General features: G+C 70.0%; 23 protein-coding genes. 17 read left to right on the top strand and 6 right to left on the bottom strand.

Annotated features, from left to right (window positions below; all coding sequences use genetic code 11):
• Positions 1-221 precede the first annotated feature (221 nt).
• The 5 genes from BM314_RS09735 (at position 222) to BM314_RS09715 (ending at position 6924) form a co-directional block, all read left to right on the top strand.
• On the top strand, positions 222-1433 hold the full coding sequence (locus tag BM314_RS09735; RefSeq protein ID WP_026604708.1) for an ABC transporter substrate-binding protein: 1212 nt from the start codon (positions 222-224) through the stop codon (positions 1431-1433).
• Positions 1434-1568: 135 nt separating this feature from the next.
• Entirely contained in the window at positions 1569-2441 is an 873-nt protein-coding gene (locus BM314_RS09730) for a branched-chain amino acid ABC transporter permease (protein ID WP_020091659.1), read from the top strand.
• 38 nt (positions 2442-2479) lie between these two features.
• Positions 2480-4528, top strand: a complete 2049-nt coding sequence (locus BM314_RS09725) for a branched-chain amino acid ABC transporter ATP-binding protein/permease (protein WP_091977998.1) — start codon at positions 2480-2482, stop codon at positions 4526-4528.
• Positions 4521-5243 carry an ABC transporter ATP-binding protein gene (locus BM314_RS09720; protein WP_010682999.1) on the top strand — a complete coding sequence of 241 codons (723 nt, stop codon included), beginning with the start codon at positions 4521-4523 and terminating at the stop codon, positions 5241-5243. The genes BM314_RS09725 and BM314_RS09720 overlap by 8 nt, the downstream gene beginning before the upstream one ends.
• Positions 5244-5592: 349 nt before the next feature.
• A complete protein-coding gene (locus tag BM314_RS09715) occupies positions 5593-6924 on the top strand; it encodes a hemolysin family protein (RefSeq protein WP_091977997.1) in 1332 nt (443 codons plus the stop codon).
• Between the two features lie 124 nt (positions 6925-7048).
• Here the strand turns inward: BM314_RS09715 and BM314_RS09710 are convergent, their stop codons facing one another.
• Positions 7049-7300 (bottom strand): hypothetical protein, encoded by a 252-nt coding sequence (locus BM314_RS09710; protein WP_091977996.1) that lies wholly within the window; start codon positions 7298-7300, stop codon positions 7049-7051.
• 303 nt (positions 7301-7603) lie between these two features.
• Between BM314_RS09710 and BM314_RS09705 the strand changes: the two genes are divergently transcribed.
• The 3 genes from BM314_RS09705 (at position 7604) to BM314_RS09695 (ending at position 8744) form a co-directional block, all read left to right on the top strand.
• On the top strand, positions 7604-7864 hold the full coding sequence (locus tag BM314_RS09705; RefSeq protein ID WP_056521516.1) for a hypothetical protein: 261 nt from the start codon (positions 7604-7606) through the stop codon (positions 7862-7864).
• 222 nt (positions 7865-8086) lie between these two features.
• A complete protein-coding gene (locus BM314_RS09700; RefSeq protein WP_091924500.1) occupies positions 8087-8350 on the top strand; it encodes a hypothetical protein in 264 nt (87 codons plus the stop codon).
• A 142-nt stretch (positions 8351-8492) separates the two neighbouring features.
• Positions 8493-8744 (top strand): hypothetical protein, encoded by a 252-nt coding sequence (locus BM314_RS09695; protein WP_091978098.1) that lies wholly within the window; start codon positions 8493-8495, stop codon positions 8742-8744.
• A gap of 136 nt (positions 8745-8880) precedes the next feature.
• Here the strand turns inward: BM314_RS09695 and BM314_RS09690 are convergent, their stop codons facing one another.
• Entirely contained in the window at positions 8881-9165 is a 285-nt protein-coding gene (locus BM314_RS09690; protein ID WP_020091654.1) for a hypothetical protein, read from the bottom strand.
• Positions 9166-9469: 304 nt separating this feature from the next.
• Here BM314_RS09690 and BM314_RS09685 point away from each other — a divergent pair, with 304 nt between their 5' ends.
• The 5 genes from BM314_RS09685 to BM314_RS09665 all read left to right on the top strand — a co-directional run bounded on the left by BM314_RS09685 (position 9470) and on the right by BM314_RS09665 (position 13445).
• Positions 9470-10144 carry a MarR family winged helix-turn-helix transcriptional regulator gene (locus tag BM314_RS09685; RefSeq protein ID WP_091977995.1) on the top strand — a complete coding sequence of 225 codons (675 nt, stop codon included), beginning with the start codon at positions 9470-9472 and terminating at the stop codon, positions 10142-10144.
• A gap of 14 nt (positions 10145-10158) precedes the next feature.
• Positions 10159-10878, top strand: coding sequence for a hypothetical protein (locus BM314_RS09680; RefSeq protein WP_091924498.1), 720 nt, complete (start codon positions 10159-10161; stop codon positions 10876-10878).
• Positions 10879-11045: 167 nt separating this feature from the next.
• Entirely contained in the window at positions 11046-12047 is a 1002-nt protein-coding gene (locus BM314_RS09675; RefSeq protein WP_244539902.1) for a catalase, read from the top strand.
• A 136-nt stretch (positions 12048-12183) separates the two neighbouring features.
• The gene (locus BM314_RS09670; protein ID WP_091977993.1) at positions 12184-12732 is read left to right on the top strand and encodes a peroxiredoxin family protein; all 549 of its coding nucleotides are present in this window, start codon (positions 12184-12186) and stop codon (positions 12730-12732) included.
• Positions 12729-13445, top strand: a complete 717-nt coding sequence (locus BM314_RS09665) for an MOSC domain-containing protein (protein ID WP_091977992.1) — start codon at positions 12729-12731, stop codon at positions 13443-13445. The genes BM314_RS09670 and BM314_RS09665 overlap by 4 nt, the downstream gene beginning before the upstream one ends.
• A gap of 75 nt (positions 13446-13520) precedes the next feature.
• Here BM314_RS09665 and BM314_RS09660 read toward each other — a convergent pair whose 3' ends face one another.
• Positions 13521-15113, bottom strand: coding sequence for an FAD-dependent monooxygenase (locus BM314_RS09660; RefSeq protein ID WP_091977991.1), 1593 nt, complete (start codon positions 15111-15113; stop codon positions 13521-13523).
• A 388-nt stretch (positions 15114-15501) separates the two neighbouring features.
• On the opposite strand from BM314_RS09660, the gene BM314_RS09655 reads away from it, so the two are divergent.
• On the top strand, positions 15502-17124 hold the full coding sequence (locus tag BM314_RS09655) for an adenylate/guanylate cyclase domain-containing protein (protein ID WP_091977990.1): 1623 nt from the start codon (positions 15502-15504) through the stop codon (positions 17122-17124).
• A 16-nt stretch (positions 17125-17140) separates the two neighbouring features.
• On the opposite strand, the gene BM314_RS09650 is transcribed toward BM314_RS09655, so the two are convergent.
• Complete coding sequence (locus BM314_RS09650) at positions 17141-19030, bottom strand: M23 family metallopeptidase (protein WP_091977989.1); 1890 nt, start codon at positions 19028-19030, stop codon at positions 17141-17143.
• 381 nt (positions 19031-19411) lie between these two features.
• On the opposite strand from BM314_RS09650, the gene BM314_RS09645 reads away from it, so the two are divergent.
• The gene (locus BM314_RS09645; protein WP_026604704.1) at positions 19412-19741 is read left to right on the top strand and encodes a CsbD family protein; all 330 of its coding nucleotides are present in this window, start codon (positions 19412-19414) and stop codon (positions 19739-19741) included.
• Positions 19742-20176: 435 nt separating this feature from the next.
• Entirely contained in the window at positions 20177-20437 is a 261-nt protein-coding gene (locus tag BM314_RS09640; protein ID WP_020091644.1) for a hypothetical protein, read from the top strand.
• Between the two features lie 64 nt (positions 20438-20501).
• Here the strand turns inward: BM314_RS09640 and bcsS are convergent, their stop codons facing one another.
• Both bcsS and BM314_RS09630 read right to left on the bottom strand, forming a co-directional pair.
• A complete protein-coding gene (gene bcsS, locus BM314_RS09635) occupies positions 20502-21317 on the bottom strand; it encodes a cellulose biosynthesis protein BcsS (protein ID WP_020091643.1) in 816 nt (271 codons plus the stop codon).
• Positions 21318-21476: 159 nt separating this feature from the next.
• Entirely contained in the window at positions 21477-23888 is a 2412-nt protein-coding gene (locus BM314_RS09630) for a response regulator (RefSeq protein WP_091977988.1), read from the bottom strand.
• Positions 23889-24314: 426 nt separating this feature from the next.
• Here BM314_RS09630 and bcsA point away from each other — a divergent pair, with 426 nt between their 5' ends.
• A complete protein-coding gene (gene bcsA / locus BM314_RS09625) occupies positions 24315-26714 on the top strand; it encodes a UDP-forming cellulose synthase catalytic subunit (RefSeq protein ID WP_170868077.1) in 2400 nt (799 codons plus the stop codon).
• Position 26715 lies beyond the last annotated feature (1 nt).

Here is a 26715-nt window from a genome sequence, read left to right as displayed (position 1 = left end):
CCTGTCACGAACGCGCCCGGCGCTTAATCCGACTGCCGGCACCAACGACGTGAAATTGTGGTGCCTGCAGCTTTTACGACATGTGGAACGGACAATCTGTATTAATCGTCTGGGATCGCCCAAAATCTCAGCTTGACGGCTCGACCCGTCTCGGGAGATCTCCCTCCCAGAGTGCCACGGTGAAGGGCACACCGCGCACGCGGAATCTTGGAGAGGAAACGATGGTCTTCGCAGGTCGCGCTGCAGCCGCGGTGCTGTTATTGACGATGGTGTCGGCCCCGGCGCGGGCCGCGGACCCGATCAAGATCGGGCTGAGCGGGCCCTATACGGGCGGCTCGTCTTCGATGGGTGTCTCGATGCGGGACGGCGCCAAGCTCGCCGCCGCCGAGATCAACAAGGCCGGCGGCGTTCTTGGCCGGCCGATCCAGCTGATCGAGCGCGACGACGAGGCCAAGAACGAGGTCGGCGCGCAGGTCGCGCAGGAACTGATCAACAAGGAGAAAGTCGTCGCGAGCGTCGGCTTCATCAATACCGGCGTGGCTCTGGCCGCACAGCGCTTCTACCAGGAGGCCGAGATCCCGGTCTTCAACAACGTCGCGACCGGGACGATCATCACCAACCAGTTCAAGGAGCCGGACTACGACGCCAACTACGTCTTCCGGAACTCCGCCTACGACGTGCTCCAGGCCGGCCTGATGGTCGACGAGGCCCTCGCCCAGGGTCACAAGAAGATCGCGGTCCTGGCGGACTCGACCAATTACGGGCAGCTCGGGCGCGAGGACATCGAGAAGTATCTCGCGACCAAGAACGTGAAGCCCGTCGCGGTCGAGAAGTTCAACATCAAGGACGTCGACATGACGGCCCAGCTGCTGAAGGCGCAGCAGGCCGGCGCCGAGGTAATCCTGGCCTACGGCATCGGGCCGGAACTGGCCCAGATCGCCAACGGCATGGCCAAGCTCGGCTGGAAGGTTCCGATGATCACGAGCTGGCCGTCCTCGATGCAGAGCTTCATCGACATCGCCGGCACGAACGGCAACGGCGTGATCATGCCCCAGACCTTCATCGAGGATCAGACCCTGCCGAAGCGCAAGGCGTTCCTTGAGAACTACTACAAGACCTACGGTGTCACGAAGATCCCGACCCCCGTGGCCGGCGCCCAGGGCTACGACTCGATCTACCTCCTCGCCGCGGCGATCAAGCAGGCCGGCGGCACCGACGGCGCCAAGATCCGCGCCGCCCTGGAGAACCTGAACGAGAAGGTCGAGGGCGTGGTCACGACCTACGACAAGCCCTTCACGGCGAAGGACCACAACGCCATCTCGCGCAACATGGTGGTGTTCGGGAAGGTGCAGGACGGCAAGATCGTCTACGCCAAGGACGAGGACGCCAAGAACGCCGGCGTGGTTCGTCTGAAGGAGAAGTCCTCGAACTGAGGATCCGGACGCTGCGCCCGCGACGGGCGCGGCGTCTCCCTAAGGGCCGGCGGCGTCACAGCCCGCCGGCGCTCAGCACAGCGGTCCCGCGGCGCCCGCCGCGCGACCGGACGTCCCTCCGGCGACAGCGATCCCATGGAAATCCTGCTCCAGCTCATCGCGTCCGGCGTCGCGGTCGGCATGATCTACGCCGCCATCGCGTTCGGCTATCAGCTGACCTTCGCGACCTCGAAGACCCTCAATTTCGGCCAGGGCGAGGCGCTGGCCCTCGGGGCCCTGTTCGGCCTGACCCTGGTGCCGTTCGTCGGCTACTGGCTGATGATCCCGCTGGTCCTGGTCTTCGGCTTCGCCCTCGGAGCCGTGGTCGAGCGCCTCGGTGTGCGCCCGGCCGTGAAGATCAAGTCCGAGTACGGGTGGATCATGGCCACCATCGCGCTCGGCATCATCTTCAAGAACGTCGCCGAGAACGTCTGGGGACGTGACGACCTCAAATTCCCCTCCCCGCTGCCCGAGACGGCGCTCCAGGTCGGCGGCGTGCGCGTCCTGCCGATGGAACTGCTGATCGTCGCGGGCGCGCTGCTGATGATGCTGGCGGTGGAGATCTTCAATCGCAAGTCGATCTGGGGGAAGGCGGTTGTCGCCACCTCCAACGACATCGACGCCGCCGGGCTGATGGGCATCAACACCCAGAAGGTCATCACCCTCTCCTACTCGATCAGCGCCATGACGGCGGCCTTCGCGGGCGTGCTGGTGGCGCCCGTCACCCTGACCGGTGCGACGATGGGCTCCGTGCTGGCGCTCAAGGCCTTCGCGGTGGCGATCATCGGCGGCCTCGAATCCGGCCTCGGCGTCATCGTCGGCGGCCTGATCCTCGGCGTCGCGGAGACGCTGACCGGCTTCTACATCTCGACCGGCTACAAGGACGTGCCGGGCCTGATCCTGCTCCTCGTCGTCCTCTCCATCCGCCCGGTCGGCCTGTTCGGCAAGGCCGTCATCAAGAAGGTCTGAGCGTGACCTCCCGCGCAATTCTCACGGCAGCCTGAGCCATGGCGCAGACCCTCGCCCCCACCGAAGCGCCCGCCCCGGCGGCCGCCCCCAGCCTGTCGCGCCACGTCGGCATCCTCGGCGCCGTGCTGCTGGTCGTCGGCCTCGCGGTCTTCCCGCACGTGGTCACGAGCTCGTACTACATCCACCTGATGATCGTGATCGCGATCTACGCGATCCTGATCCTCGGGCTCGACATCGTGGTCGGCTATACCGGGCAGGTGAGCCTCGGCCATGCCGGCCTGTTCGGCGTCGGCGCCTACTCGGCGGCGGTGCTGTTCCTGCACTTCAAGCTCGGGATCTGGTGGGGCATCCTGGCCGGGATCGGGGTGACCTCCGCCTTCGGCGTGCTGCTCGCGGTGCCGGCCCTGCGGGTGACCGGCCCCTACCTCGCCATGGTGACGCTGGCCTTCGGCACCATCGTCCAGATCTTCATCAACGAGCTGACGCCTCTGACCAACGGTCCCCTCGGCATCACCCTGCCGCCGGCTCGGGTCCTCGACTTCTCGCTGCTGGGCCTCCAGGCCCCCTGGGGCGCGGCCGGCCGCAAGCTCGAGTTCTACTACCTGGTCTGTCTGGCGCTCCTGGCCACGATCCTGGTCGTCAACCGAGTGGTGCGCTCGCCCTACGGCCGCGCCTTCGAGGCGCTGCGCGACTCGCCGATCGCCTGCGATTGCATGGGCGTCAGCGTCTATCGCTACAAGGTCTACGCCTTCGTGATCTCGGCGGCTTTGGCCGGCCTCGCGGGCGCGCTGTTCGCGTGGTCGGAGCGCTACGTGGCGCCGAACTCCTACGGGTTCGAGCTGACCGTGCTATTCCTCCTCGCCGTCACGATGGGCGGCCGCAAGTCGCGCGCGGGGCCGATCATCGGCTCGGCGATCATCGTGATGATGCCGAACGTGCTCGCCGATATCGGCTTGGTGCGGATCATGGCGGGGATCATCGCCGCCGCGGCACTGGTCGTGGGCGCTCTCGCCTTCCTGCGTCGCGCAGAGAACCGGTTCGCCCTGCTGGTGCCGGTCGCGCTCTGCCTCGCCTTCTTCCCGGCCACGCTCGCGCTCGAATCGGTCACCGATTTCCGGCTGACCGTGTTCGGCCTGATGATCCTGTTCGTGGTGTATTACCTGCCGGACGGGATCGTGGGCTTCCTCCGCGAGAAGATCCCCGCCCTGCGCCCGGCCCACACGGCAGAGGGCAAGAGCCTCCACGCCGAGGGCGCGGCCCTCAGCGTGCAGAGCGGCGACCGGGGCGCCGACCCGCTCCTCACCGTCGATCAGGCGCTGATGCAGTTCGGCGGCCTCAAGGCGCTGGCCGGCGTCGACCTCACGGTGCGGCCGGGTACGATCCACGGGCTCATCGGTCCCAACGGATCCGGCAAGAGCACGATGATGAACGTGCTCACCGGCATCTACAAACCGACCGGCGGCAGCGTGACCCTCGCGCGCGGCCAGGGGACGAAGCGCCTCGACGGGCGCACCCCGTCGGAGATCGCCGCTGCCGGCGTGGCCCGGACCTTCCAGAACGTGCAGCTCTTCCGCGAGATGACCGCGCTCGAGAACGTGCTGGTCGGCCTGCACCACAGCTTCCGCGGCACCCTGTTCGACGCGATCCTCGGCACGCCCCGGCGGCGTCGGGAAGAGCGCGAGCAGCGCGCCCGCGCGATGGCGATCCTCGACTTCGTGGGCCTCGGCGCCCTGGCGCAGGTGGAGGCCCGCAACCTGCCCTACGGCAAGCAGCGGCTCCTCGAGATCGGTCGCGCGCTCGCCCTCGACCCGGTCCTGCTGCTCCTCGACGAGCCGGCCGCGGGCCTGACCGCCCCCGACATCGCCGAGCTGACGGCGATCATCCGCAAGATCCGCGACGCCGGCATCACGGTGATCCTGATCGAGCACCACATGGACGTGGTCATGGGCCTGTGCGACCGCGTCAGCGTCCTCGATTTCGGCCACAAGATCGCCGAGGGCAGCGCCCGCGAGGTCCAGGCCGACCCGAAGGTGGTCGAGGCCTATCTCGGCAGCCCCGTCGCCGACGAGGAGATGACCCATGCTTGAGGTCACGGGTCTGTCGGCCGGCTACGGCCAGGTGGAGGTTCTGCACGGCCTCGACTTCCAGGTTCCGAAGGGCCAGGTCGTGGCGCTGATCGGCTCCAACGGGGCCGGCAAGACCACCACGATGCGCGCCCTGTCGGGCATGATCCGGCCGCGGGCCGGCTCGATCCGCCTCAACGGACAGGAGATTGGCGGCCTCGACAGCCACGACGTCGCCCGGTTCGGCCTCGCGCACTCGCCGGAGGGCCGGCGCGTCTTCCCGACCCTGTCGGTCGAGGACAACCTCACCCTCGGCGCCTTCCCGCGGCTGACCGGCTCGCGCCCGAAGGGCGACGTCGCGGCCGACCGCGAGCGGGCCTTCGAGATGTTCCCGCGGCTCAAGGAGCGGCGCGCGCAGCTCGCCGGCACGCTCTCGGGCGGCGAGCAGCAGATGCTCGCCATGGGCCGGGCGCTGATGCTGCGGCCCGAGATCCTCCTGCTCGACGAGCCCTCGATGGGCCTCGCTCCCAAGCTGGTGGAGGAGGTCTTCCGGATCATCCGGCTGCTCAAGGCCGAGCAGGTGACGATGCTGCTCGTCGAGCAGTTCGCCATGGCGGCGCTCGGCGTCGCTGACCACGCCTACGTGCTGGAGAACGGCCGGATCCGCTTCCAGGGCCCGGCGCAGCAGATGCGCAACGATCCGGCCGTGCGGGCGGCGTATCTCGGCGGCAGCCACTGACATCCGACCGCGGATCGGCGCCGCGCGTGGCCTGGGATGTCCCCCAGTCCCGGCGCCCGGCATGAACCTGTCCCGCCGGGGCCGGCGGGTCACGCCCGGCGCACCGTCGTCGGCGCGGCTCGCGAGTGCCTGACGGTCGGCGCATCACCCTCGCGGACAAGCGCCCGCGCTCGCGAACGCCCTACAGGATTGTCCGACGCCGGGGTGCGGGCGGCCCGGTGTTTGCTGAGGTTCGCCGGGGACAACGCTGAGGCCGGTCGGGTTCTGATGCCCGTAGGCCGCGCCGCCGCTCTCCTGTAGAGACCGTCGGGACGCGGCCGGCGCGACGGCCACACGGGAGGTGTCGATTTTGGACGACGGTTGGGCGACTGCCTTAGGGTTGTTTGCCGTCCTCGCCCTGGTTCTGGCGAACGGCTTCTTCGTCGCAGCGGAGTTCGCCCTGGTCGCGGTGCGCAGGAGTCGCGTCGCCGAACTCGTCGCCGAGCGGCGCGTGAACGCGAAGGCGCTGCTCTGGGCCACGGACCACCTCGACGCCCACCTCGCGGCGACGCAGCTCGGCATCACCATCTCGTCCCTGGCGCTCGGCTGGGTCGGCGAGCCGGCGCTGGCCCACCTGATCTTGCCCACCCTGACGTGGCTGCCGGACATGCTCTCGACGGCGGCCGCCCACACGGTCGCCGTGGTGATCTCGTTCGTCATCATGACGGCGCTGCACATCGTGCTGGGCGAGTTGGCGCCGAAGAGCCTCGCGCTCCAGCGCAGCGAGCGCACGGCCCTGGCGGTGATCCGTCCGCTCAGCGTGTTCCTGTTCGTGTTCCGCCCGGCCATCCTGTTTCTCAACGGGCTCGGCAACGGCGTCCTGCGCCTGTGCGGATTGCAGCCCGGCCACGGCGAAGGCGGCCACCACTCGACGGCCGAGCTCAACCTCCTGGTCGAGGCGAGCCGCGAGGCAGGCCTCATCCGCGAGGCCCAGCAGGAAGCGGTCGAGCGCATCTTCCGGCTGGGGGACCGCCGGGTCCGCGAGATCATGACGCCGCGCCACGAGGTCGAGTGGGTCGACCTCGACGGATCGCCCGAGGAGATCACGCGGGCGGTCCGCGCCTGCAGCCACGCCCATGTCGTCGTGAGCCGCGGCGGCATCGACGAGGTCGTCGGCGTGCTGCGCAAGCAGGATCTGCTCGATCAGATCCTCGACGGGCGACCCCTCGATATCGCCACCGCCATGCGGCCGCCGAACGTCGTCCACGAGGGCATGACGGTTCTCACGGCGCTGGAGAGCTTCCAGCGCAACCCCGTGCAGCTGGCGGTGATCGTCGACGAGTACGGCAGCCTGGAGGGCATCGTCACGCAGACGGATCTCCTCGAGGCGATCGCGGGCGACATACCCGAGGTCGGTGAGGACCCGGCGGTCGTCGAGCGCGAGGACGGCTCGTTGCTCATCGACGGCATGATGCCGGCCGAGGACGCGTTCGAGCGTCTCGCTTTCAACGATCCGCCGGGCACGGACGACTACACGACTTTGGCCGGCTACGTGATCTTCCAGCTCGGCCGCATTCCGGCGGCGGGGGACGCGTTCGTGGCGGAGGGGTGGCGTCTCGAGGTGGTCGACATGGACGGCCGTCGCATCGACAAGGTCCTGGCCACCCGCTTGCCGGCTCGGGCGCCGGTCGGAGGGGCGTGAGCGCGTCGCCGGACCATCAATCGGCGCATGTCCAATCGGCGCATATGCCTGCGAGAATCGCGGGCGCGTCGTCTCGCGCGGCGGTAGCCGTCGACCGCGCGAGTTCGGAGCGATATCGCGACCGTCAGTAGCGATCGTAGCGATAGCCACCGTAACGTTGCCCTTCGTAGAAGCGCGCGTCCCTGCGTCCGTAGCCACCGAACTCACGGTGGCGGCGATAGCCGTGCGCGGGCGCCCAGGGTGGCGGGCCGCCGTGACGGAAGCCCCGCTCTCCGCGGGCCCAGGGCGGATCGGCGAAGGCGGCCGAGGTCGATCCGAGGATGCCTCCGGCCAGTGTCAGTGTGCCGAGCAGGATCAGCGTTGGCGTGCGGATCATGGATGCCTTCCTCACAGCGGGGGCGTCCCGCGTCGCCCCAGTTACGGTGCTCCGCGGCAAACCGTTCCCCGCCGTCGCGAAGGCGCGAGGCCTGTCAGCTCGGAGCCTCTCCGAATAACCGCGCGGTCTTCAGGATCGCGCTGGTCCCAGAATAAGCACTGGTGGCGATGGAACGGCACAGGTTCCGGTGGAACAGGCGTTCACAGCGTGATCGTGCGCCGTCACGACGTCGATAGCGGCACGAATTGTCGGAACGGTCCCGGAGATCCTGCCGTTTAGGGGCTCCAAAACAGGAGACGCTCCATGACACGCTTGCCGATTATCGTCCTCGCCACCCTCGCACTCGGGGGCAGCGCCGTCGCCGCCGAGCAGGGGGCCTCGTCCAAGACTCCGGGCCACGAGATGCAGGATCGCGGGAGCCGGGCCGGGAGCCCGGGCGCGTCCGGTTACGCGCCGGGCCACGAGATGAAGTCCGGCGGGACGGACTCGACCGGTTCGACGTCGCGAAGCGGCGGAAGCACGACGGGCACCACCGGCACCAGCTCGACCGGCACCCGTCGCTGACACGACCGTCGTCCCGTCCGGCTATTTTGCCCGACGGGACGAACCGGCCGCAAGTCGAGCAATGCTCATCAATAAGGATCCGGGCTCGGTTCCGGCTCGTGAGGCGCGGGTCGCCGAAGATGAATTGTCGATGAACGGCAAGATCGATTAATTTCGTGAGCCGTGGAACGCGATGATTGGCGACTGCATTTCTCGTCTCAGTTCGATGAACGAGGTTGGAGTATGAAGAAGCTTATCACGACCCTGGTCGCCGGCACCGCGCTGCTGGGTGCAGCCTCTGCCGCTCAGGCCCATGAGTGGGGTGGCGGCTATGGCTACGGCTACGGTCCGGGTCACGGCCATTCTCGCGTGATCGTGCGCGAAGGCTACGGCGACGGCTATCGCGGCGTTCGCTTCGGCCACCGAGACTGGGATCGTCCGGATGTTCGCGTGATCGAGCGTCGCGGGTACGGTCATCGTTACCACGACGACGATTGGGACGATTGATCCGACCCGGATTCATGCGGAGCAGAGAGGCGCCCGGACGGGCGCCTCTTTTTTTATTTCCGATCATCGGCGCACCGCATGCAACGGTTTGGCGCCCGTCCGGCTTTCTGAGCGGTTCATCGACACGAGGAACAGCATCGCTATGCCGGTACGTCTGATCACGACTGCTCTGCTTCTGTCCGCAGGGGCCACGGCCGCGCTCGCCGCGCCCATGTCGGCCGACGACAAGGCGTCGCTCCAGCAGCAATGCATGGGCGATTTCACGACCTTCTGCGGTGGCATGCCGCCCGACGATGGGCCCGAGACTCAAGCCTGTTTCGAGAAGAATATGGCCAAGCTGTCGCCGGGCTGCCAGGGCGCCATCCAGAGCTACAAGCAGGGCAAGAAGGGCTGATCCAACCCGGCTGTCGTCTCCCAAGATCGGACGCGATCAGCCTCGCCATCGGTCCCGCGCGGGTCTGACCGCACAGGCAATACAGCGGATCGAAGACCGTAGACGCGGGGGCGGCCCGAGCCACCCCCGCCGGTGTTCAGTAGCTGTAGGACCGGCGCGGGTAGGCCTGGGGCGCGCCGTACCCGGTGTCGCGCGGCTGGACCCGCGACCCGTACTCGATCTCCTTGCGCCGCGCCTGCCGGTTGGCGAGGTAGCGGCCGCCCAGGCAGCCGGCGACGGCGCCGACGACGCCGCGCTCGGCGAGGTAATGGCCCGCCAGACCGCCGATGATCGCGCCCTTGATACAGCCCTTCGCCTCAGCCGCACCGACGCTCATGAGTGTCACGAGAGCGATGGCGGATGCTTGTCCCACGATGCGCATGCTGATGCTCCTCTTCGATCCGGAAGAGAATGCACCTGCGTCACGACCGTTCCGGACGTCGGAAAAGGGGTCGGCGCCCCCTTGTTCGTCGCCGCGGAGGTCCGACTGTTTCGCGCGCGTCGCTTCGTCCTGATGTCGGTGCCGATCCTGTGGCGCCGCGACCGACGATCGTGCCGGACGGAGCCGTCGCCGTCGGAGGTCGTCCTCCGCAAGCAATGGCCCGTTCCGGAGCTGCGGTGCGCGTGCGGAGCGGCGGTTGCCACTCCGCTTGACTCCAATACTTAGGACTCCTAATTATCGATCCATGGACCACGCGGCCGACCCAAATCCCGTCCTGATCCGCCTGCGCGAGGGCTTCGAGCGCGTCGCCCTCGTGCTGCGGGCGGATCTGTGGGCGGCCGCGGGCGATGCGGGCCTGAATCCGACACAGGCGCAGGTGCTGGCGCTGCTCGCGGGACGCCCGGCCGGCCTGAGGGCGAAGGAGATCGCCGCGCAGCTGGCCGTCTCGGCACCGAGCATGGCCGACACGCTCGCCGCGCTCGCCCGCAAGGCCCTGCTGACGCGCGCGCCCGATCCCACGGATGCCCGCGCGGTGATCGTGCGCCTGACCGACGAAGGCCGCGCGCTCGGGCGCGCCCTCGCCGCGGCCACGTCACAGGTGATGTCGGCTCTGGCGCGGCTGACGCCGCCTGAGCAGGCGGATCTCCTCCTGACCCAGATCAAGCTCATCCGGACCCTGCAGCAGGCGGGCGCCATCCCCGTGCAGCGGATGTGCGTCAGCTGCCGCCATTTCAGGCCGAACGCCCATCCGGCCGAGGCCCAGCCCCACCATTGCGCCTTCGTGAACGCTGCGATCGGGACCCGGGATCTCCGGCTCGATTGCGGCGAGCATGAAGCGGCCGATCCCGACGTCCAGGCTGCCACCTGGACGTCCTTCGCGAATGGATCGCCGCCCCTCCGAGCACCACGAGAGACCTGAAAGGACACATCGTCATGACGAGGATCAAGGCACGGGGCGTCGGCCTCGTGGCGGCGGCTCTGTGCGCGCTCTCCACCGGCGCCTCGGCCGAGCCCATCCGGGCGCAGCCGAGTCCCGCTGTCCTGGCGTCGTTCGACATCGTCGAGACGACGATCGCGACCAGGGGCGACACCGCCGTCTTCACCACCCGGGTCCGGGGCGAGGCGGGCAAGGACAAGCCGGATGCCACCGGCAAGTTCGAGGGCTCGAGCGTCTACGCCTACGTCTGGCCGACGACCCTCGACAGCGACGCGATCGGCTTCGACAAGGCTCAGGGTATCGTGGCGCTCGCCGTCACCTTCCACCCCGATTTCGACGACGCGGCCTACGGTGCCAGGAACCGCCATGTCTGGCACCCGCACTGGGTGGTGCTCGCCAAGGACGCGGCCTGTGGCGGCGGCCTGAAGGTCGTCGATATCCCGGACGGCGCGAAGCCGAAGGTTCCGCCGACCTGGCCGAAGGTCCCGCTCCTAATCGACAGCCCGGACTATCCGACCACCTTCCGGGGCGACACGGTTCAGGTCGAGATCCCGGTCTCGCTCATCACCGGCATCAAGGGTGCCTCGTTCGACGGGGTGACGTCCGGCCTCAAGGTGAACGGCAACCTGCACGCGCCGCTGCTCTGCGTCAGCGACGTCTTCAAGGTCGCCTCGGGCAACCTGTCGCTGCCGGGCAAGGTGACCCCTCAGAAGTAGGACGCGCGACAGGAAGCGGTTCGGCGACTGCCATCGCCGAACCGCCGGAAGATCCCCCTCCGAGCATCAGAGAAGGACGAGTCACCATGGCATATGCCGGCCTCGACGATCCACCCCCGGCCGCGGCCGGGCCCTCGCCGCGCGCAGACGTGATCGATCGCCGACCCGTGAGGGCGCCGACCGCGCCGAGGATCGCGGCGCTGGCACGCCTCGGCGGGATCCTTCTCGCGCTCCTCGCGCCGCCGACAGGGGCGATCGCCGCCGATGCCCAGGACCTGGTGGAGGCTCTGCGCACAGTCGCCGGCAGTCGGCCCGGCGTGCGCCCGACCTTCGCCAAAGGGCAGTGCGTCCGCGGCACCTACACCCCTGCGGCCGAAGTGGGACAGGTGACGCGGTCGATCAGTTTCACGCGGCCCTGGTCTCTCGTCGGGCGGTTCTCGGTCGGCGGCGGCAACCCGTCGGTGCCGGACGCGACCAGGACCGTTCTGCGCGGCTTCTCGATCAAGCTCCTGTCGGACGGTGGCGAGACCCATCTGCTGTTCGAGAACGCGCCGGTCCACTTCGCGCGGACCGTCGACCAGATGCTCGCGTTCCTGCAGGTCCGCGTTCCCGGCCCCGACGGCAAGCCGAAGCCGGAGGCCATCGCGGCCTTCGCGAAGGCCAATCCGGAGACGACGCGCCAGGCGGCCTTCGTCGCCGGCAAGCCTGTCCCGGGCAGCTATGCCGGCCTCGTCTATTGGGGCGTGCACACGTTCACGGGGCTCAACGCGGACGGCCGTGCCGTGCCCTTCAAGTTCAAGATCGTGCCCCGAGCCGGCGAGATCACCCTCAGCGACGAGGAGGCGAAGGGCAAGCCTGCACACTTCCTGGCCGACGCGCTGCGGGAGGAGCTGTCGAGGGGCCCGGCGGGGTTCGACGTCGTGGCCCTGCTCGCCGGGCCCGGCGACGATCTCGGCAGCGACATCACCCAGCGGTGGCCCAACGAGGACGACCGGAAGGCAGTCACCCTCGGCACGATCGCGGTGACCGGCATCGAGCCGAACGAGACCTGCGACCAGGGCATCTTCGACCCGGGACAGCTGGCGGACGGCATCGACGCGCCGAAGGACGAGATCTTCGCGGCGCGCCGCACCGCCTACGGGATCTCGTTCGGCCTCCGCTCCCAGTGAGCCTCCTCGGCCCGGCGGCTGCCATCGCCCGGCCGCCACACCCGCGGGCCGCGCCTCGACAGGGCGCCGCGCGGCCAGCGGCCGATGCGACCAGACGGCCGCCCGTCATCGACGACTGGAGCTCCGGAGAAGCGGCATGACCATCCTGGCCCCCGAACTCGTGACCGGTCGCTGGTTCAACACGCCCGCGCCACTCTCCCTCGCCGCGCTGCGCGGCACGGTCGTCGTGCTGCACGCGTTCCAGATGCTGTGCCCCGGCTGCGTGGCGCACGGCACGCCGCAGGCCGAGAAGCTGCACCGGATGTTTGACGGCAACGGCGCGGTCGCGGTGATCGGCCTGCACGCGGTGTTCGAGCATCATGCCGCCATGACCGAAGTCGCCCTCGAAGCCTTCATCCACGAGTATCGTCTGACCCTGCCGATCGCCGTCGACCTCCTCGAGGACGACGGTCCGATCCCGCAGACGATGCGGCGCTACGGTATGCGCGGAACGCCGACCACGATCGTCATCGACCGCGACGGACGGGTCCGGGAACACGCCTTCGGGCAGGTCGACGACCTCGCGCTCGGGATCCTCGTGGGCTCGCTGATCGCGGCACCGGGCACGGGATCGGTGCGCGGGGAGTTGGCACCGGACGGGTGCGACGAAGCCGGCTGTAGGCTCACGGAGGAAGCGCGGCCATGACGGCGCCTCTTCTCCCACCCGTCCTCCCGCTCGTCCTCGCCGGCCCGGTCGCGCCGCTGGGACCGGACGGTCCGCCGAGCGGCATCGTCAAGAACCCCGTTCCCGCGCCGTGGCGGATCACGGCGACCGGTCTCGTGGGCGATGCCCAGGCCGATCTCCGGTACCACGGCGGTCCCGAGAAGGCGCTCCACCAGTATCCGCAGGACCATTACGCCGCCTGGGCCACCGAGATCGGCGATCATCCGGTGCTCTCCGCACCGGGCGCCTTCGGTGAGAATCTCGCGACGACGGGCTGGACGGAGCGCGACGTCTGCGTCGGCGACGTCGCCCGCTTCGGCTCCGCGCTCCTGCAGGTCAGCCAGGGGCGCCAGCCCTGCTTCAAGCTCGACCGGCGCTTCGGACGATCCGGGATGGCGCTCGCCGTGCAGAGAACGGGGCGGACGGGCTGGTACTGGCGGGTCCTCGAGGACGGCGTCGCTGAGCCGGGCGACAGGATCGAGCTCCGCGCGCGTCCGCGGCCGGACTGGTCGCTCGCGCGCCTGATCCACCACCTCTACGTCGACACGCGCAACCGGTCCGAGCTGCAGGCCGCGAGCGCGATCCCGGAACTGGCGGAGAGCTGGCGCCTGCTCCTGCGCCGACGCTTGCGGACCGGCGCGGTCGAGGACTGGTCGAAGCGCGTCACCGGACGGGATGGCGGGCCGGACGCCTGAACGCGGGCGCGTCGATGCGGATGGGCCTCGGACGAGGGGCCGGGCTGCCGGTCGGATGCCGGCCACGGCACGCGCTCATTGCGGGAAGGCCGACGGGAACAAGCGCCGGAGATGCGCGTGCAAGCCGCGCTCGCGCCACGTCCGGCCGCGCCAAGCGAGGTGCCCGTCCGGCCGGATCAGGCAGGCCATGGTCCCCGCGCCGTAAGCTTTACTGAAGGCCCCCGTCGGATCCGCGAGCGTCGGCACGCCCGGGATGGGCACCTCGCTGCCGATGACGACGACCCGGACGCGGGTACGGTGCTGGCGAGCCCAGATCGGCAGATTAGGGCCGGCCACGGCGTCCGACATCCCGGCAGGATGAATGAGGAGGACGTGCTCGGTGCCTCTGAGTTCGTCGAAGAGCCGCGTCGGGAAGCCGAGTCCGTCGCGGACCAGCCCGTTGACGTCGGGCGCCCGGTCGCCGGCCCTCGGGCCGGCCTCCGTCGGCTCCGTCGCGTCGCCGGCGATCCAGGCCGTGTTCCGGTAGCTGACGAGGACCTGCGTGTCGGCGAGGCGGTCCGGTGCGCCGCCGGGCTCCCGACCGTATCCCTCGCTCGCCGTCCGGGTCCGCGCGATCACGTCCGCGCCCACCGGGCGCCGCTCCCCCTCGTAGCTGTCGAGGAGAGCCTCGGGGCTGGCGCCCCGAAGAACCAGGGCGAGCTTCCAGGCCAGATTGTAGGCGTCCTGGATCCCGGTGTTCATCCCCTGCCCGCCGGTCGGCGGGTGGATGTGGGCGGCATCGCCCGCCAGGAAGCAGCGGCCGCGCCGATAGGCGGCGGCGAGGCGCATGCTGATGCGGTACACCGACGACCAGCGCAGGTCCGACAGGCGCGAGCCGTCCGGCAGGAGATCGTCGGCCACGGCCTGCAGGTCGGCCAGCGACGGGCCTTGAAGCTCGGCCTGGATCCCGTGGTCCGACCCGCCCGCCGGCACCAGATGCTGCGGCGCGAGCATCGAGACGCGGTAGCGGCCCGGCTCGGGGAGCGGGATGGCGATGAACATGTCGGGCGGGGCGTCCTCGTTCAGTCGCAGGGCCCGGACCGCGAGGCCGTAGGGTATGTCCCAGGCGATGTGCACGTCACCGAGCATGAACGGCCAGGGATAGGCCTCGCCCTCGAACGGGATGCCGAGCTGGCGCCGGACCGTGCTGTGGGCACCGTCGCAGCCCACGACGTAGCGGAAGTGCGCCTCCGCGACCGCACCGTCCGCCTCCTGTAGGCGCGCGCGGGTTTCGGCGCCGTCCTGCTCCAGGGCCGTCAGGCGCAGGCCGCGCTCGACCCGGGCTCCGAAGCGCTCCAACTGACGGTTCAGGACGCGCTCGGTCTCGAATTGGGGCAGACCGAGCGACGCGTAGGGCAGATCGAGCGGTGGACTGACCGCGTCGATTGGCGGCTGGCCGTGCAGGATCGTGCGCAGGCCCGTGAGCCAGAGACCCGCGTCGATCATCTCGCGGGCGAGGCCCATGTCCTCCCAGACTTCCAGCGTGCGCGGGGTAACCCCGATCGCGCGGCAATAGGGCGACGGCCGCGCCGCAGCGTCGACGACCCGGCAGCGCGCCCCGTGCCGGGCGAGTTCGCAGGCGAGCGTCAGACCGACCGGACCGGCCCCCACGATCAGTACATCCGCCATCGCATCCTCCCAGGACCGATCCCGAATCGTCCCAGCGCCCGCACCTATCTGAGATGGCCTGGCCGGAATCACGCCGTCGACGCGCGGACTATAGGTGCCGTTCGAAGGATCCGCCGCAGGCACGGCTCGGGATGCGCCGCTCCCGACCGACGACGATGCGCCGATCCCGCGACAGCGGCTCAGCGCGCGTTCCGGAGAGCCGACGGCGGAGGGCGCGCCACGACCTCCCCAAGTCGATTGATTTCGTCGACTGTGTTTCGCGCAGACATTGCATTGATGCCGCGGTTCGGGGTGCGCCCGAAAAGTCAATGCTTCTCGGGAAAGACATCATTGTATATGCAGCTGACCAGTATGGGGGCCGTGTCCTGGCGCCCCGGGGTCGCGAGAGATGTCGAGTTTCGACGAGTCGGTCGCGCGCCAGCAGCGGTTCATGGGACCGCTCCTGGTGGCGGCGATCCTGTTCGGCCTGGCCGGGCTGCCGGTCGCGGTCTGGCTGGACCTGCGCGGCCTGTCCGAGCGCATGCTCGCCACGCAGGCGATCGAGACCGGCCGGATCATCGACCAGATGCGCAGCTTCTACGCCAGCGACGTCGTCCAGGCGGTCAACGCCGCGACCGGCCGGGTCGAGACGCGTCACGATTACAAGGGGGTGCCGAACGCGATCCCGATCCCCGCGACGCTCTCCCTGGAACTCGGCGAGCGGATCAGCGGCGGCGACGGCGCGGTGAAGTACCGCTTCGTCTCCGATCTCCCGTTCAAGGACCGCAAGCCGCACGATCTCGACAGCTTCGAGACCCAGGCCCTGGCGGACCTCCGGGCGCACCCCAAGACCGGCTTCGTCAGCGAGACGACGGGGTCCATCTTCGACCGGCAGGTGCGCATCGCGGCGCCGATCCGCATGGAATCCGCCTGCGTGCGCTGCCACAACGCCCATCCTCTGAGCCCGAAGACCGACTGGAAGGTCGGCGACGTCCGAGGCATCCAGGAGATCGTCCTGCACCAGCCGATCGCCGCCAACGTCTTCGCCTTCAAGTACCTGCTCGGCTACTTCATCCTGGCGGCGCTCGCCGGCACCACCTTCCTGCTGCTGCAGGCGCGCCAGTCCCGCCTCATCGACCGGATGAACAGGGAGCTGACCGAGTCGAACGGGTTCCTGGCGTCGGTCTCGGTGCAGATCGCCAAGTACATCTCGCCCCAGGTCTACAAGAGCATCTTCAGCGGCGAGCGGGACGTGTCGGTGGCGACCGAGCGCAAGAAGCTGACGATCTTCTTCTCCGACATCAAGGACTTCACCGCGACCACCGAGCGCCTGCAGCCCGAGGAACTGACTGCGCTGCTGAACGAGTACCTGACCGAGATGACCGCCATCGCGGTCAAGCACGGCGGCACGGTGGACAAGTATATCGGCGACGCGATGCTGGTCTTCTTCGGCGACCCGGAGAGCCGGGGCGTCCGCGAGGACGCGCAGGCCTGCGTTCGAATGGCGATCGAGATGCAGAAGCGCTTGGGCCAGCTCAACGCCCGCTGGCGGCGATCCGGCATCGAGCGCCCGTTCCAGGCCCGGATCGGCATCAACACGGGCTACTGCAACGTCGGCAATTTCGGCAGCGACGAGCGGATGGACTACACGATCATCGGCGCGGAGGCGAACCTCGCCGCCCGGCTGCAGGCGGCCTCTGTCCCGGGCGGCATCACCCTGAGCTACGAGACCTACGCGCTGGTGAGCGACATCGTCCAGGCGAGCCCGCAGCAGCCGATCCGCATGAAGGGTATCAGCCGCGAGATCGTCCCCTACGCCATCGAGGGCGACCTCACCGCCGAGGCCCCGGAGACGATCTTCTCCGAGCACGCCCGGGGGATCGACTTCTACGTCGACGTCGACGCCCTTGAGATGGAGGGCGCGGCGCGGCTCCGGAAGCGCCTGCTCGACACGCTCGCCGCCGTCGACCGCCGGATGACCGGGGCTGCCACCCCCTCGGAGAGCGGCACGCGGCCCTCTGCGGCCGGCTGAGGTCCGGGCGACCGCGTCAGAGCGGCAGGGCCGACATCGCCAGGGCGCCGTGGTGGCGGAGCGCGTTCGTGGCCGCCACCTGCCGCTCGAAAGCCGTCATCAGCCTGGGCGAAACGCCCTGGCTGTCGGGCAGGCGGATCGTCATCGGGTCGAGGAAGCGCCCGTTGACGCTCACCTCGTAGTGGACGTGGGGGCCCGTCGAGAGGCCGGTCGAGCCCATGTAGGCGATGACCTGCCCCTGATGGACGGTCGCGCCGACCTGAACGCCGTGCGCGAGCCGCTGCAGGTGATTGTAGGCCGTCACGTAGCCGTTCGCGTGGTGGATCTCGACGCGATTGCCGTAGCCGCCGCGCGGGCCCGCATACGCCACCGTTCCGTCGCCCGTGGCCATGATCGGCGTGCCGGCCTTGTTGGCCCAATCGACGCCGTTGTGGAAGCGGGCGTAGTGGAGGATCGGATGGACGCGCGTACCGAACGGCGAGGTGATCCGCCCGTCGGCGATCGGCATGCGCATCAGGAACTTGCGGAGCGAGTTGCCCGTCTCGCTGAAGTAGCTCGCCGTCCCGGCCTCGGGCGCCTCGAAGCGGTAGGCGCGGTGCTTCACCCCGCCGAGCGTCAGGGCGACGTAGCGCACCTCCGGCGGGCCGCCCGCCTTCTCGCTCGGGCTGAACAGCACCTCCAGCCGGTCGGACGGAGCGATCCGGCGCTGCATGTCCAGGCCGAACGCGAAGATGCCGACGATGCGCTCGGCCAGGATGTCGGGCAGGCCGTTGCGCAGGACCGCCTCGTAGATGCTCCTGTAGAGGCTGGCGCCCGAGCCCTCTCCGTCGCCGTCGTCGCCGGAACGCGACGCCGCGACCTGGGCCGACGGCGGCGCCACCGTGACGAAGCCGCCGGAATCCCGTTCCGCGACGATCTCCTCGACGCCGCCCGCGCCGTAGAGCGTCACCCGGGCGATCCGGCGCGCGGCCTCGCCGGCGCGCGACCGGACGAGGAGAAGGTCAACGTGCTGCCCCTCGGCCAGCCCGGTGCGGGCATGCTCGCTGAAGGCGGCCAGGATGGCGGTCACGCTCGCCGGCTCGGCGCCGTTCGCCGCCAGCGCGTCGGCCAGAGTCTCGCCGCGCTTGAGCACGACGTCGCGCGTCTCGGTCAGGCTCAGGCCGGAGGCGGGCTGGGTCTCGGCGAGGTCGGTGATGTTCTCCGGGACGACCCGCACCTCGATCGCGTGGAACGGGTCGCGGCCCGTATCGGCGCCGGCGGCGGTCGCGGCGGCGTCGGCCGGCGCGGCGACCAGGATCTGCGAGAGCAGCCGCTGCGGCGCGAGCGGCGCGGCGATCCGCGGCCCCGTCTCGCGCGCCTCATCCGACTGCCTCTCCACGAGGGCCGTGACGTCCTCGTCGCTCAGGCCGGGCGCGTCGTCGGGAACCGGCGTGCCCGCGAGCGCGGAGCGCGTGATCGTGACCGTGGTCCCGGACGGATCGTCGACCGGCTCGTCTGCGACAGGGGCGACCTCTCCGTCCGCGGCGAGCTGGCGCGTCGGATCGAAGGGTGGGATCTGCCCGTCGACCGCGTCGCCGGAGGACAGGCTCGTGACCAGTCGCACGAAGGGCTGGGTCCGGATAATCTCGCGCTCGCCGACCTGGTGGGTCACCGGCGCGGAGAACTCCTCCCGGTCCGAGGCGACGAGTTGGCGCCGCACGAGGCGGTCGCCGCGCTGTCCGACCACGCCTTGCCCCTCCGCGACCTGGGCGGGCCCCTGGCGGAATGTCGGCTTGGCTGGCGCGAGATCGGTGTCGACGGACATGCGGAGCGCCGCCCCCATGAGGGCCGCGCCGCAGGTGGCGATCAGGCAGCTGGCGCAGAGCCAGCGCAGGTTCAGCCGTCGCCGGTCGAGCGGCGTCGTCACTCCGTGGGTCGGGGCCGCGACCGCGCTGCGCGACAGGGACCTGTGCAGAATGGGCAGCCCGCCGCGCGGTGCTCGTCCGCCCTCGTTCATCCGGTCCCCTCACGCTCAAGCTCGCCGCTTCGGCGGTGAGTGCGGCCTGAATGAGGCTGCGACTTGCGCCTGGCGCGACGCTCGTCCGCTCAAGGAGCGCACGTGTCGAACTCGGTACCGGCGGGCAGGACGGGGCATTCGTCGACCGCCCACGATCGTTTCGACCGGACTCCGCCACGGAGCCGGGGAACGCCCGGCGCAGATCGCTGTTGCCCCAGTCGCCACGGAGGGATCGGGGTCCGACCGCCGCGACTTCGGCACCTTGCCGCGACACATTCGGAGAACATGGTCATGGTCGACACGGACAGGGTCACGGGCGCCGCGCGCGCGTTCGGCGGGAAGGTGCAGGGCGCGGTCGGCGACGCCGTCGACTCGGACCGTCACGCGCTCGAGGGGCGTCTCCGGGAGGCGCAGGGCACCGCCGAGAATCTCTACGGCCAAGCCAAGGACGCCGTGCGGCACGCGGCCGACGAGGTCTCGGACCACGCCGCCGAGGCCTACGACCGGAGCCGCCACGTCGCCTGGGAAGGTCATCAGAAATCCGTCGAGTGGCCGCACGCCTCCCTGATCGTGGCCGGTCTCGTCGGCTTCGGTCTCGGTTTCCTCGTCAGCCGTCTCTGACACGGATCGCCGCGTGCCGCCGTCGGCTTCACGTCGACTGGATCGCGGGGCCGCGAGCGCCGTGCGCGATTAAGTCGGCACGGAGGCCAGGGCCGAGCCCGTGCCGCGGGAGGCGCGGGCCCCCTCTCCCGCGCGAGAGGGGGATGGCGCCGGTTCTCGACCGGGAACCGCCGTCCTAATCGAACCATCGCACATCGGTCGGAAGCGACCCGAGCGGGTTCAGGCACATGCCGCACGCAGCCGCCACGCCCGTCGGAAGCCCATCGGCGCTGCCTGGCCGATCCTTGCGGCACAGAGGGTGTCGGCGACCTGCGAGGGTCCACGCCCGAGTCCGGGAATGAGCCTCCAGTATCCACGCTGTTGGTAACTTGTGTTCCGTTATGGAACAGAGTCATTGGCTCTATTCTCGCTCTAGACACCGCTGAGAGGTGTCTAATGCATCAGTTTATCGGCCTATTTGCCATCTTCGTCACGCTGGCCGGCGTGCTCCACACCTGGGGTGCGCCGCGCTGGGCGATCGCCGGCCTCTGCCTGATCGGTCTCCTCGGCGTGTCGGCCACCGTCGTCGGCATTCAGCCAAAAGTGGCCCCGTCGCCGGTGTCCCAGGTGCAGTCGCTCAACGACGCAATGCAGCCCGTCTTCGAAGGCGTCTGGGACCCGCTGCGGCCCGGCCGGCTGCTGACGACGTCCCGGTAGCGTCTCCGGTCCGCCCGGGCTCCGCCGCGGGCCGCGGGTCCGGTTGGACAGCCCGCGCCGTACCCTAGAAGGTCGAGCGCGCCTCGATGCTGGAATAGTACCCGGAGCCCTGCACCCGATCCCGGACGTAGCCGGCGGCCACCGACATCTGGACGGGTCCGAAGCGGACGCCGGTCAGGTGGGCGCCGATCCGGTACTGGCGGAAGAAGTCGTCGCCGAGGAACAGCGCCTCGGGTCCGATATAGACGCCGTCGGCGAGCATGTAGCCGACGCGCAGGCGCGAGTAGTAGGCGTTGAACTTCGTCGAGTACGAGCCGTAGGCCGAGACCATGGTCCGGTCGGTCGGCGTCGCGTAGAAATTGCCCGCGACCTTCAGCCCTACGCCCGTACCGACGACCGGGTTGCCCGGATCGGGAATCGACAGCTGGTTGCTGCGGACGTTGAAGCCGATGAATCCTGCGAGGGCCGCGTCCTTCCAGACCCACTCGTAACCCGCCTGCAGGGCGCCTTCCTGCTGGTAGCCGGTGACCCGCGTCGCGACGGACCGGCCGGGATACGAGTAGGTGCCACCGATGGCGTCCACGCGGACCCGCAGGCCGTCCCGGGTGGGTGAGCCGTTCGGCGCGGCGGTCACCGTCACGGAGCCGAAGGCCGAGCTGTTCGACGTGACGCTGGTGGATCCGTCGACCGCGACGGCCCAGCTGTCGTCGACCGCCTGCTGCGAGGCGCCCGTGTACCAGTCGGCGCCGGCGCTGCGCGCCGGGAGGTCGGCGGCGGCGGCCTGCGTGGCGGAGGCCGCCGCGCAGGCGCACGAGAGGGCCAGAACGGTCGTGTACGGAGTGCGAGGACGTCGGGCAGCTGATTCCGCAGTCCCGCCCATATTCGAAAGCTCCGTTAAGGTACGATTTACGCTTTAACCAACACTCGTCGACAATAGTTAACATCCACTTTTGGAAGGACTGAGTTTCGATCAGGGCGTCGGCGCGGAGAGCGAGCGCGAGAACCGCGCGGTCGCTCAATCGGGCGGGATGCGCGGCGATCAGGCCGCGCGCGCGCGGACCGCGGCGTCAAGGACGACCTGCAGGTCCTCGTTGCGGAAAGGCTTGTCGATCCGCAGGAAGGCGTCGGCGGAGCGCGGCAGCTGACCGTGTGGGCTGGCGAGGATGACCCGGATCTGCGGGTAGCGCTCGACCACGGTGGCGGCGAGCTGGAGGCCCGCCATCACCGGCATCGATTGATCGACGATCATCGCGTCGAAGGCGGCGTCGCGGGCGAGGATCTCGAGGGCGTGCGCCCCGGAGGCGGCCTGGACCACCGCGTGGCCGAGATCGGCGAGGACCTCTGCGACGCTGGCCCGCACGAGGCCGTCGCTCTCCACGAGCAGGATCTTCAGCCCCGCCGCGCGGATCGGAGGGAGCGTGGTGACGGCCGGGGGCGCGGCGGGCAGCCAGAACTCGGCCAGGAACGGCTCGGCGCCGGTCCCGTCGCGGATCAGGCGCCAGTGGCCGCCGGTCTCGGTCACGAGCGCCGCGGCCGCCGCGAGGGTCGGGCCTGCTGCCGTCGGCAGCGGCGCGGCCTCGGGTCGGCGACCGCTGCTGACGAGCACGCGCACGTAGGCCGCAACTTCCGCCGCGGCGCCCATGTCCTCGGGGGTGCCCTCGACGGCCGCGATGGCGAAGCCGGCGAGGCCGGCGTCGCGGATATGGAAGGCCAGGTTGAGGAGCAGCAGCTCCAGCACGCGCTCGCTGCACAGGACGGGCGGCAGACCGGCGGGGATGCGGTTGAGGACCGGCATCTCGCCGAGGGCGTTCGCGGCCAGGAACGGCAGGTAGCCCTCGAAGGTGGTGGCGAGGTCGGTCTCGGCGAGGGTGATGCCGGTCTCGTCGCCGCGCACGAGGTGCAGCATCCGGCGGGTGAGCGCCGCGCCCCGGCGCGCGCCGGCCGTCGCCCGCCCCACCAGCCGTTCCTGGTCGTCCCCGAGGGTGTGGCGCCGCGCCAGCAGCGTGAGATTCGTCAGGACGACGGTCAGGACGTCGTTGAACTCGTGGACGATGCCGTCGGTCACCCGCCGCAGGACGAGGTTGCGACGCGGCTCGACGGGCTGCGGCAGGGTCGCCCCCTCGCCGCCCGGCAGCTTCCGCATCAGGGCGAAGAGCCGCCGATCGCCCTTGGCGTCGGCGAGGCACAGCAGCCTCACTTGGACCTGCTGCTCCGGCCAGTCGCGGAGGTGCAGGGTCACGTCGTGCGGGCCGTCGGCCGCGAGGGCGGCGTCGCGCGCCCGGTCGAGCACGGGCCGGTCCTCGGCGACGAAGCAGGCGGCGAACGGGGCGGCGACGGGGGCTCCGTCGTCGCCGGCCGCGCTCCGCGAATCCAGCAGGGTCCGGCCGGTGTCCGGATCGATCTCGCAGCAGGCCCAGCCGGAGACCGCCTCGAAGGTTGTCAGCCGCGCCTTGAGGCGCGCGACCTCGGACCCGGCGCCGGCCATCTGCAGCCCGGCACTGCGGCGATGCCCCGCGAAGACGTCCGAGAGCGCCGCGAACTCGCCGATCCACGTGCGGGGCGCTTCGGTCTCGCCCTCGCCCCTCAGGAGGCGGCGCAGCGGTCGCGTCAGCCGCTCTCCCGCGACGAAGCCGAGCGCGGCCGCGCAGAGGATCAGGGCGAGCCCGACGCCGAGCATCCGCCAGTCCGGCGACGCGGCGAGCGCCGCGCCGGAGGGCACGGACTGCGCCGTCACCAGCCATCCCGGCGAACCGATCTCGGCCGCGACACGCATCGGCGTCGTGGCCGAGACGGCCGTCGTCCGGAATGGGCTCGTGGCCCCCGACAGGACCCGGCTGTCCGGGGTGGCGACGAGGAAGCCGAGGGTCTCGGGCAGCGCCGCGGCGCGCCGCACCTCCTCCTCGACCTTGGTGAGATAGCTCGGGTCGGCGTCGAGGCGCAGCAGGCCGTCCTGACCGCGCTCGCCCAGCGCGACGGCGGTCCCGAACGGCGAGTCGGCCTCCGCCCCGTCGCTGACCACGATGACCCCGGCCGCGCGGCCGCGCAGGAACCACGTCTGCCGCGCGACGCTGCTGCCGACGCGGCGCTCGTCCCGGGCCGCCAGCACGGTACCGTCGGGCGCGACGAGGACGGCGTCCCGGTAGACCGGGTTGAGGTCGAGCCACCCGCGCAGGCGCGCGGCGCGCTGGTCGGCGGAGAGCAGGCCCTCGTCGTCGCGGAGCATCAGGGCGGCGTTGCGCGCGTCGACGACGGTCTGCCGCAGCCGCGCCGCGAGGGCGGCGACGTAGGCGCGCGAGGCCGAACCGACCATCTCCTGCGGGGACGCCGCGGGTCCGGGCCGCGCGGCCGGGACGACGATCAGGACGGCGGCCGCGAACCCCGCCGCCGCGGCGATCGCCACCTGCAGAGCGTTGAGCAATCCGAGGGAGATCTGCAGCGGCTTCGCGGTCATCCGTACGCCCGGGGGTCGGTCCCGAGCGAGGCGCGATTTTCGTTAAGGGTCGATTAAGGCCCGCGGCGCAACCCGGCCGTGCCCCCCGACGCGGGCGCGTTCCGCCGGGCGGGTCGTTCCGATTATCCATGGCGCTCTACGTCGCCTGCGCCGCACCGAAGCCGTTTATAGCGAAGATTTAGAACGGAATATTAATGTATTCGGCGCAACGGCGCGTCCCGGTCTCGTTCTCGCAGCCCGATCGACTTTGCCACGCCGGGCATCATCTGGGTTGCCCACATTCCTAAGTTAACCGTAATTTCCGGCCAAGTGGAGTGGGCTGGATATTACGAATGGGTTTGTTCATTGACCATCGTCGCTGTACAAACCCGGCGGTAGAGCCGTTGCACCTCGATCCGAGGGATTTTTGGCCCGGGAGGCTGTAGCGTGAGGCAGGCGTTGCGTTGGCTGGCCTGGGTTGGGGCGACAGTCGCCAGCCTCGCCCTGCTCAGCCAGCCGGTCGGGACGCAGGCCCAGCTCGCCATGAGCCTCGCCGCCATGGCGGTGATGATCGTGCTGTGGGCCGTGCTCGACGGGCCGCGCACGCGGTTCGTCTTCATGGCGCTCGGCAGCCTCGTGGTGCTGCGCTACATCCTGTGGCGGCTCACCAACACGCTGCCCTCGCCGGGCGACCCGGTCAGCTTCGGCTTCGGCCTGATCCTGCTGGTGGCCGAGCTCTACTGCGTCTTCATCCTGTTCGTCAGCCTGATCATCAACGCGGACCCGCTGCGGCGCGACCCGCCGCCGGCTGCCCCGGCCGCCGACCTGCCCACGGTCGACGTGTTCGTCCCGAGCTACAACGAGGATGCCGCGATCCTCGCCATGACCCTGGCGGCGGCGCGACAGCTGAACTACCCGCCCGAGAAGCTCACGGTGTGGTTGCTCGACGACGGCGGTACCGACCAGAAGTGCAGCGATGCCGACCCGGCCAAGGCCGCGGCGGCGCGCGCCCGTCGGGGCGAGCTGCAGGCGCTCTGCGACGAGCTCGGCGCCCGCTACCTCACCCGCGCCCGGAACGAGCACGCGAAGGCGGGCAATCTCAACAACGGTCTCGCCCATGCCCGGGGGGACCTCGTGGCGGTGCTGGACGCCGACCACGTCCCGTTCCGCTCGTTCCTGACCGAGACCGTCGGCTATTTCGCGCAGGATCCGCGCCTGTTCCTCGTGCAGACGCCGCACGCGTTCCTCAACCCCGACCCGGTCGAGCGCAATCTGCGGACCTTCGAGCGCATGCCCTCGGAGAACGAGATGTTCTACGCGGTCACGCAGCGCGGCCTCGACAAGTGGAACGGCTCGTTCTTCTGCGGCTCGGCGGCCCTTCTGCGCCGCACCGCCCTCGACGAGGCCGGCGGCTTCTCGGGCATCACCATCACGGAGGATTGCGAGACCGCCTTCGAGCTGCACTCGCGCAACTGGAACAGCGCCTACGTCGACAAGCCGCTGATCGCCGGCCTGCAGCCCGACACACTGGCGGACTTCATCGGCCAGCGCTCCCGCTGGTGCCAGGGGATGTTCCAGATCCTGCTGCTGAAGAACCCGGCCTTCCAGAAGGGCCTCAAGCCCATTCAGAAGATCGCCTACCTCTCCAGCATGACCTTCTGGTTCTTCCCGATCCCGCGGCTGATCTTCATGTTCGCGCCGCTGCTGCACATCTTCTTCGACCTGAAGATCTTCGTGGCCAGCGTGGACGAGTCGATCGCCTACACGCTGACCTACATCATCATCAACTTGATGATCCAGAACTATATATACGGCAAGTTCCGATGGCCGTTCGTGTCGGAACTCTACGAGTACATCCAGGGGGTCTACCTGGCCAAGGCGATCGTCTCGGTCATCGCGTCGCCCCGCAAGCCGACCTTCAACGTCACCAACAAGGGGGCGACCCTCGACCACGACCACATCTCGTCGCTCGCCCTTCCGTTCTTCCTGATCTACCTGCTCCTGATGCTCGGCTGCGCCGTCGCGGCGTGGCGCTACCTGTACGAGCCCGGCGTGACCAACCTCATGCTGGTGGTCGGGCTGTGGAACTTCTTCAACCTGCTCACCGCGGGCGCGTCCCTCGGGGTCTGCGCCGAGCGGCGCCAGCTCGAGCGCACGCCCTCCCTGGCGATTGATCGCCGCGGCGTCCTCACGGTCGCCGGGCACAGCGTCGACGTCTCGATCGAGCGCGTCTCCGCCGAAGCCTGCACCCTGCGCCTCCTCGGCGGCGCCCTCGATCCGGGGCTCACGCGCCCGCCGCTGCGGGGGACGCTCAGCGTCGAGCCGACGGCCGGCGCGCGCCGGACCGCGCCGCTTCCGGTGCACCTGGACCAGGCGACACGCGACGGACAGGAGCTCGTCATGCGGGTGAACTTCGGCACGCTGGCCATCCGCGACTACCCGGCGCTCGCGGGACTCATGTACGGGGACGCTGAGGCGATGCGGCGCTTCCAGCTCCGGCGGCGGCGGCACAAGGACATTCCGACCGGCACGCTGCAATTCGCGTGGTGGGGCCTGGTCGAGCCGTTCCGCGCGCTCCGCTATCTTCTCGCGAGCCGACGCCCCAGGCCCGTCGAGATCGAGGAGGCGCCGATCTACGACGCACCGCACGACGCCGCCGCGGCACCGGCGCCGGCTCCGGTGCCGTCCGTCCCGGCACCGGCGGCCCCCGTTGCGGCGCCGTCGCTGCCCGCGACCGCCAAACCCACCGACATCGAGAGCGGGGACGACTGGGTCCGCCTGATGATGGATTACGAGAACGAGCGCACCCTGGCCGAGCTTCGCGGCCGGCGCACGAGCGCGGCGTGAC

Source organism: Methylobacterium sp. 13MFTsu3.1M2 (genome assembly GCF_900112625.1).
Taxonomy (GTDB): Bacteria; Pseudomonadota; Alphaproteobacteria; order Rhizobiales; family Beijerinckiaceae; genus Methylobacterium.
This window is presented reverse-complemented; position numbering and strand designations above follow the sequence as displayed.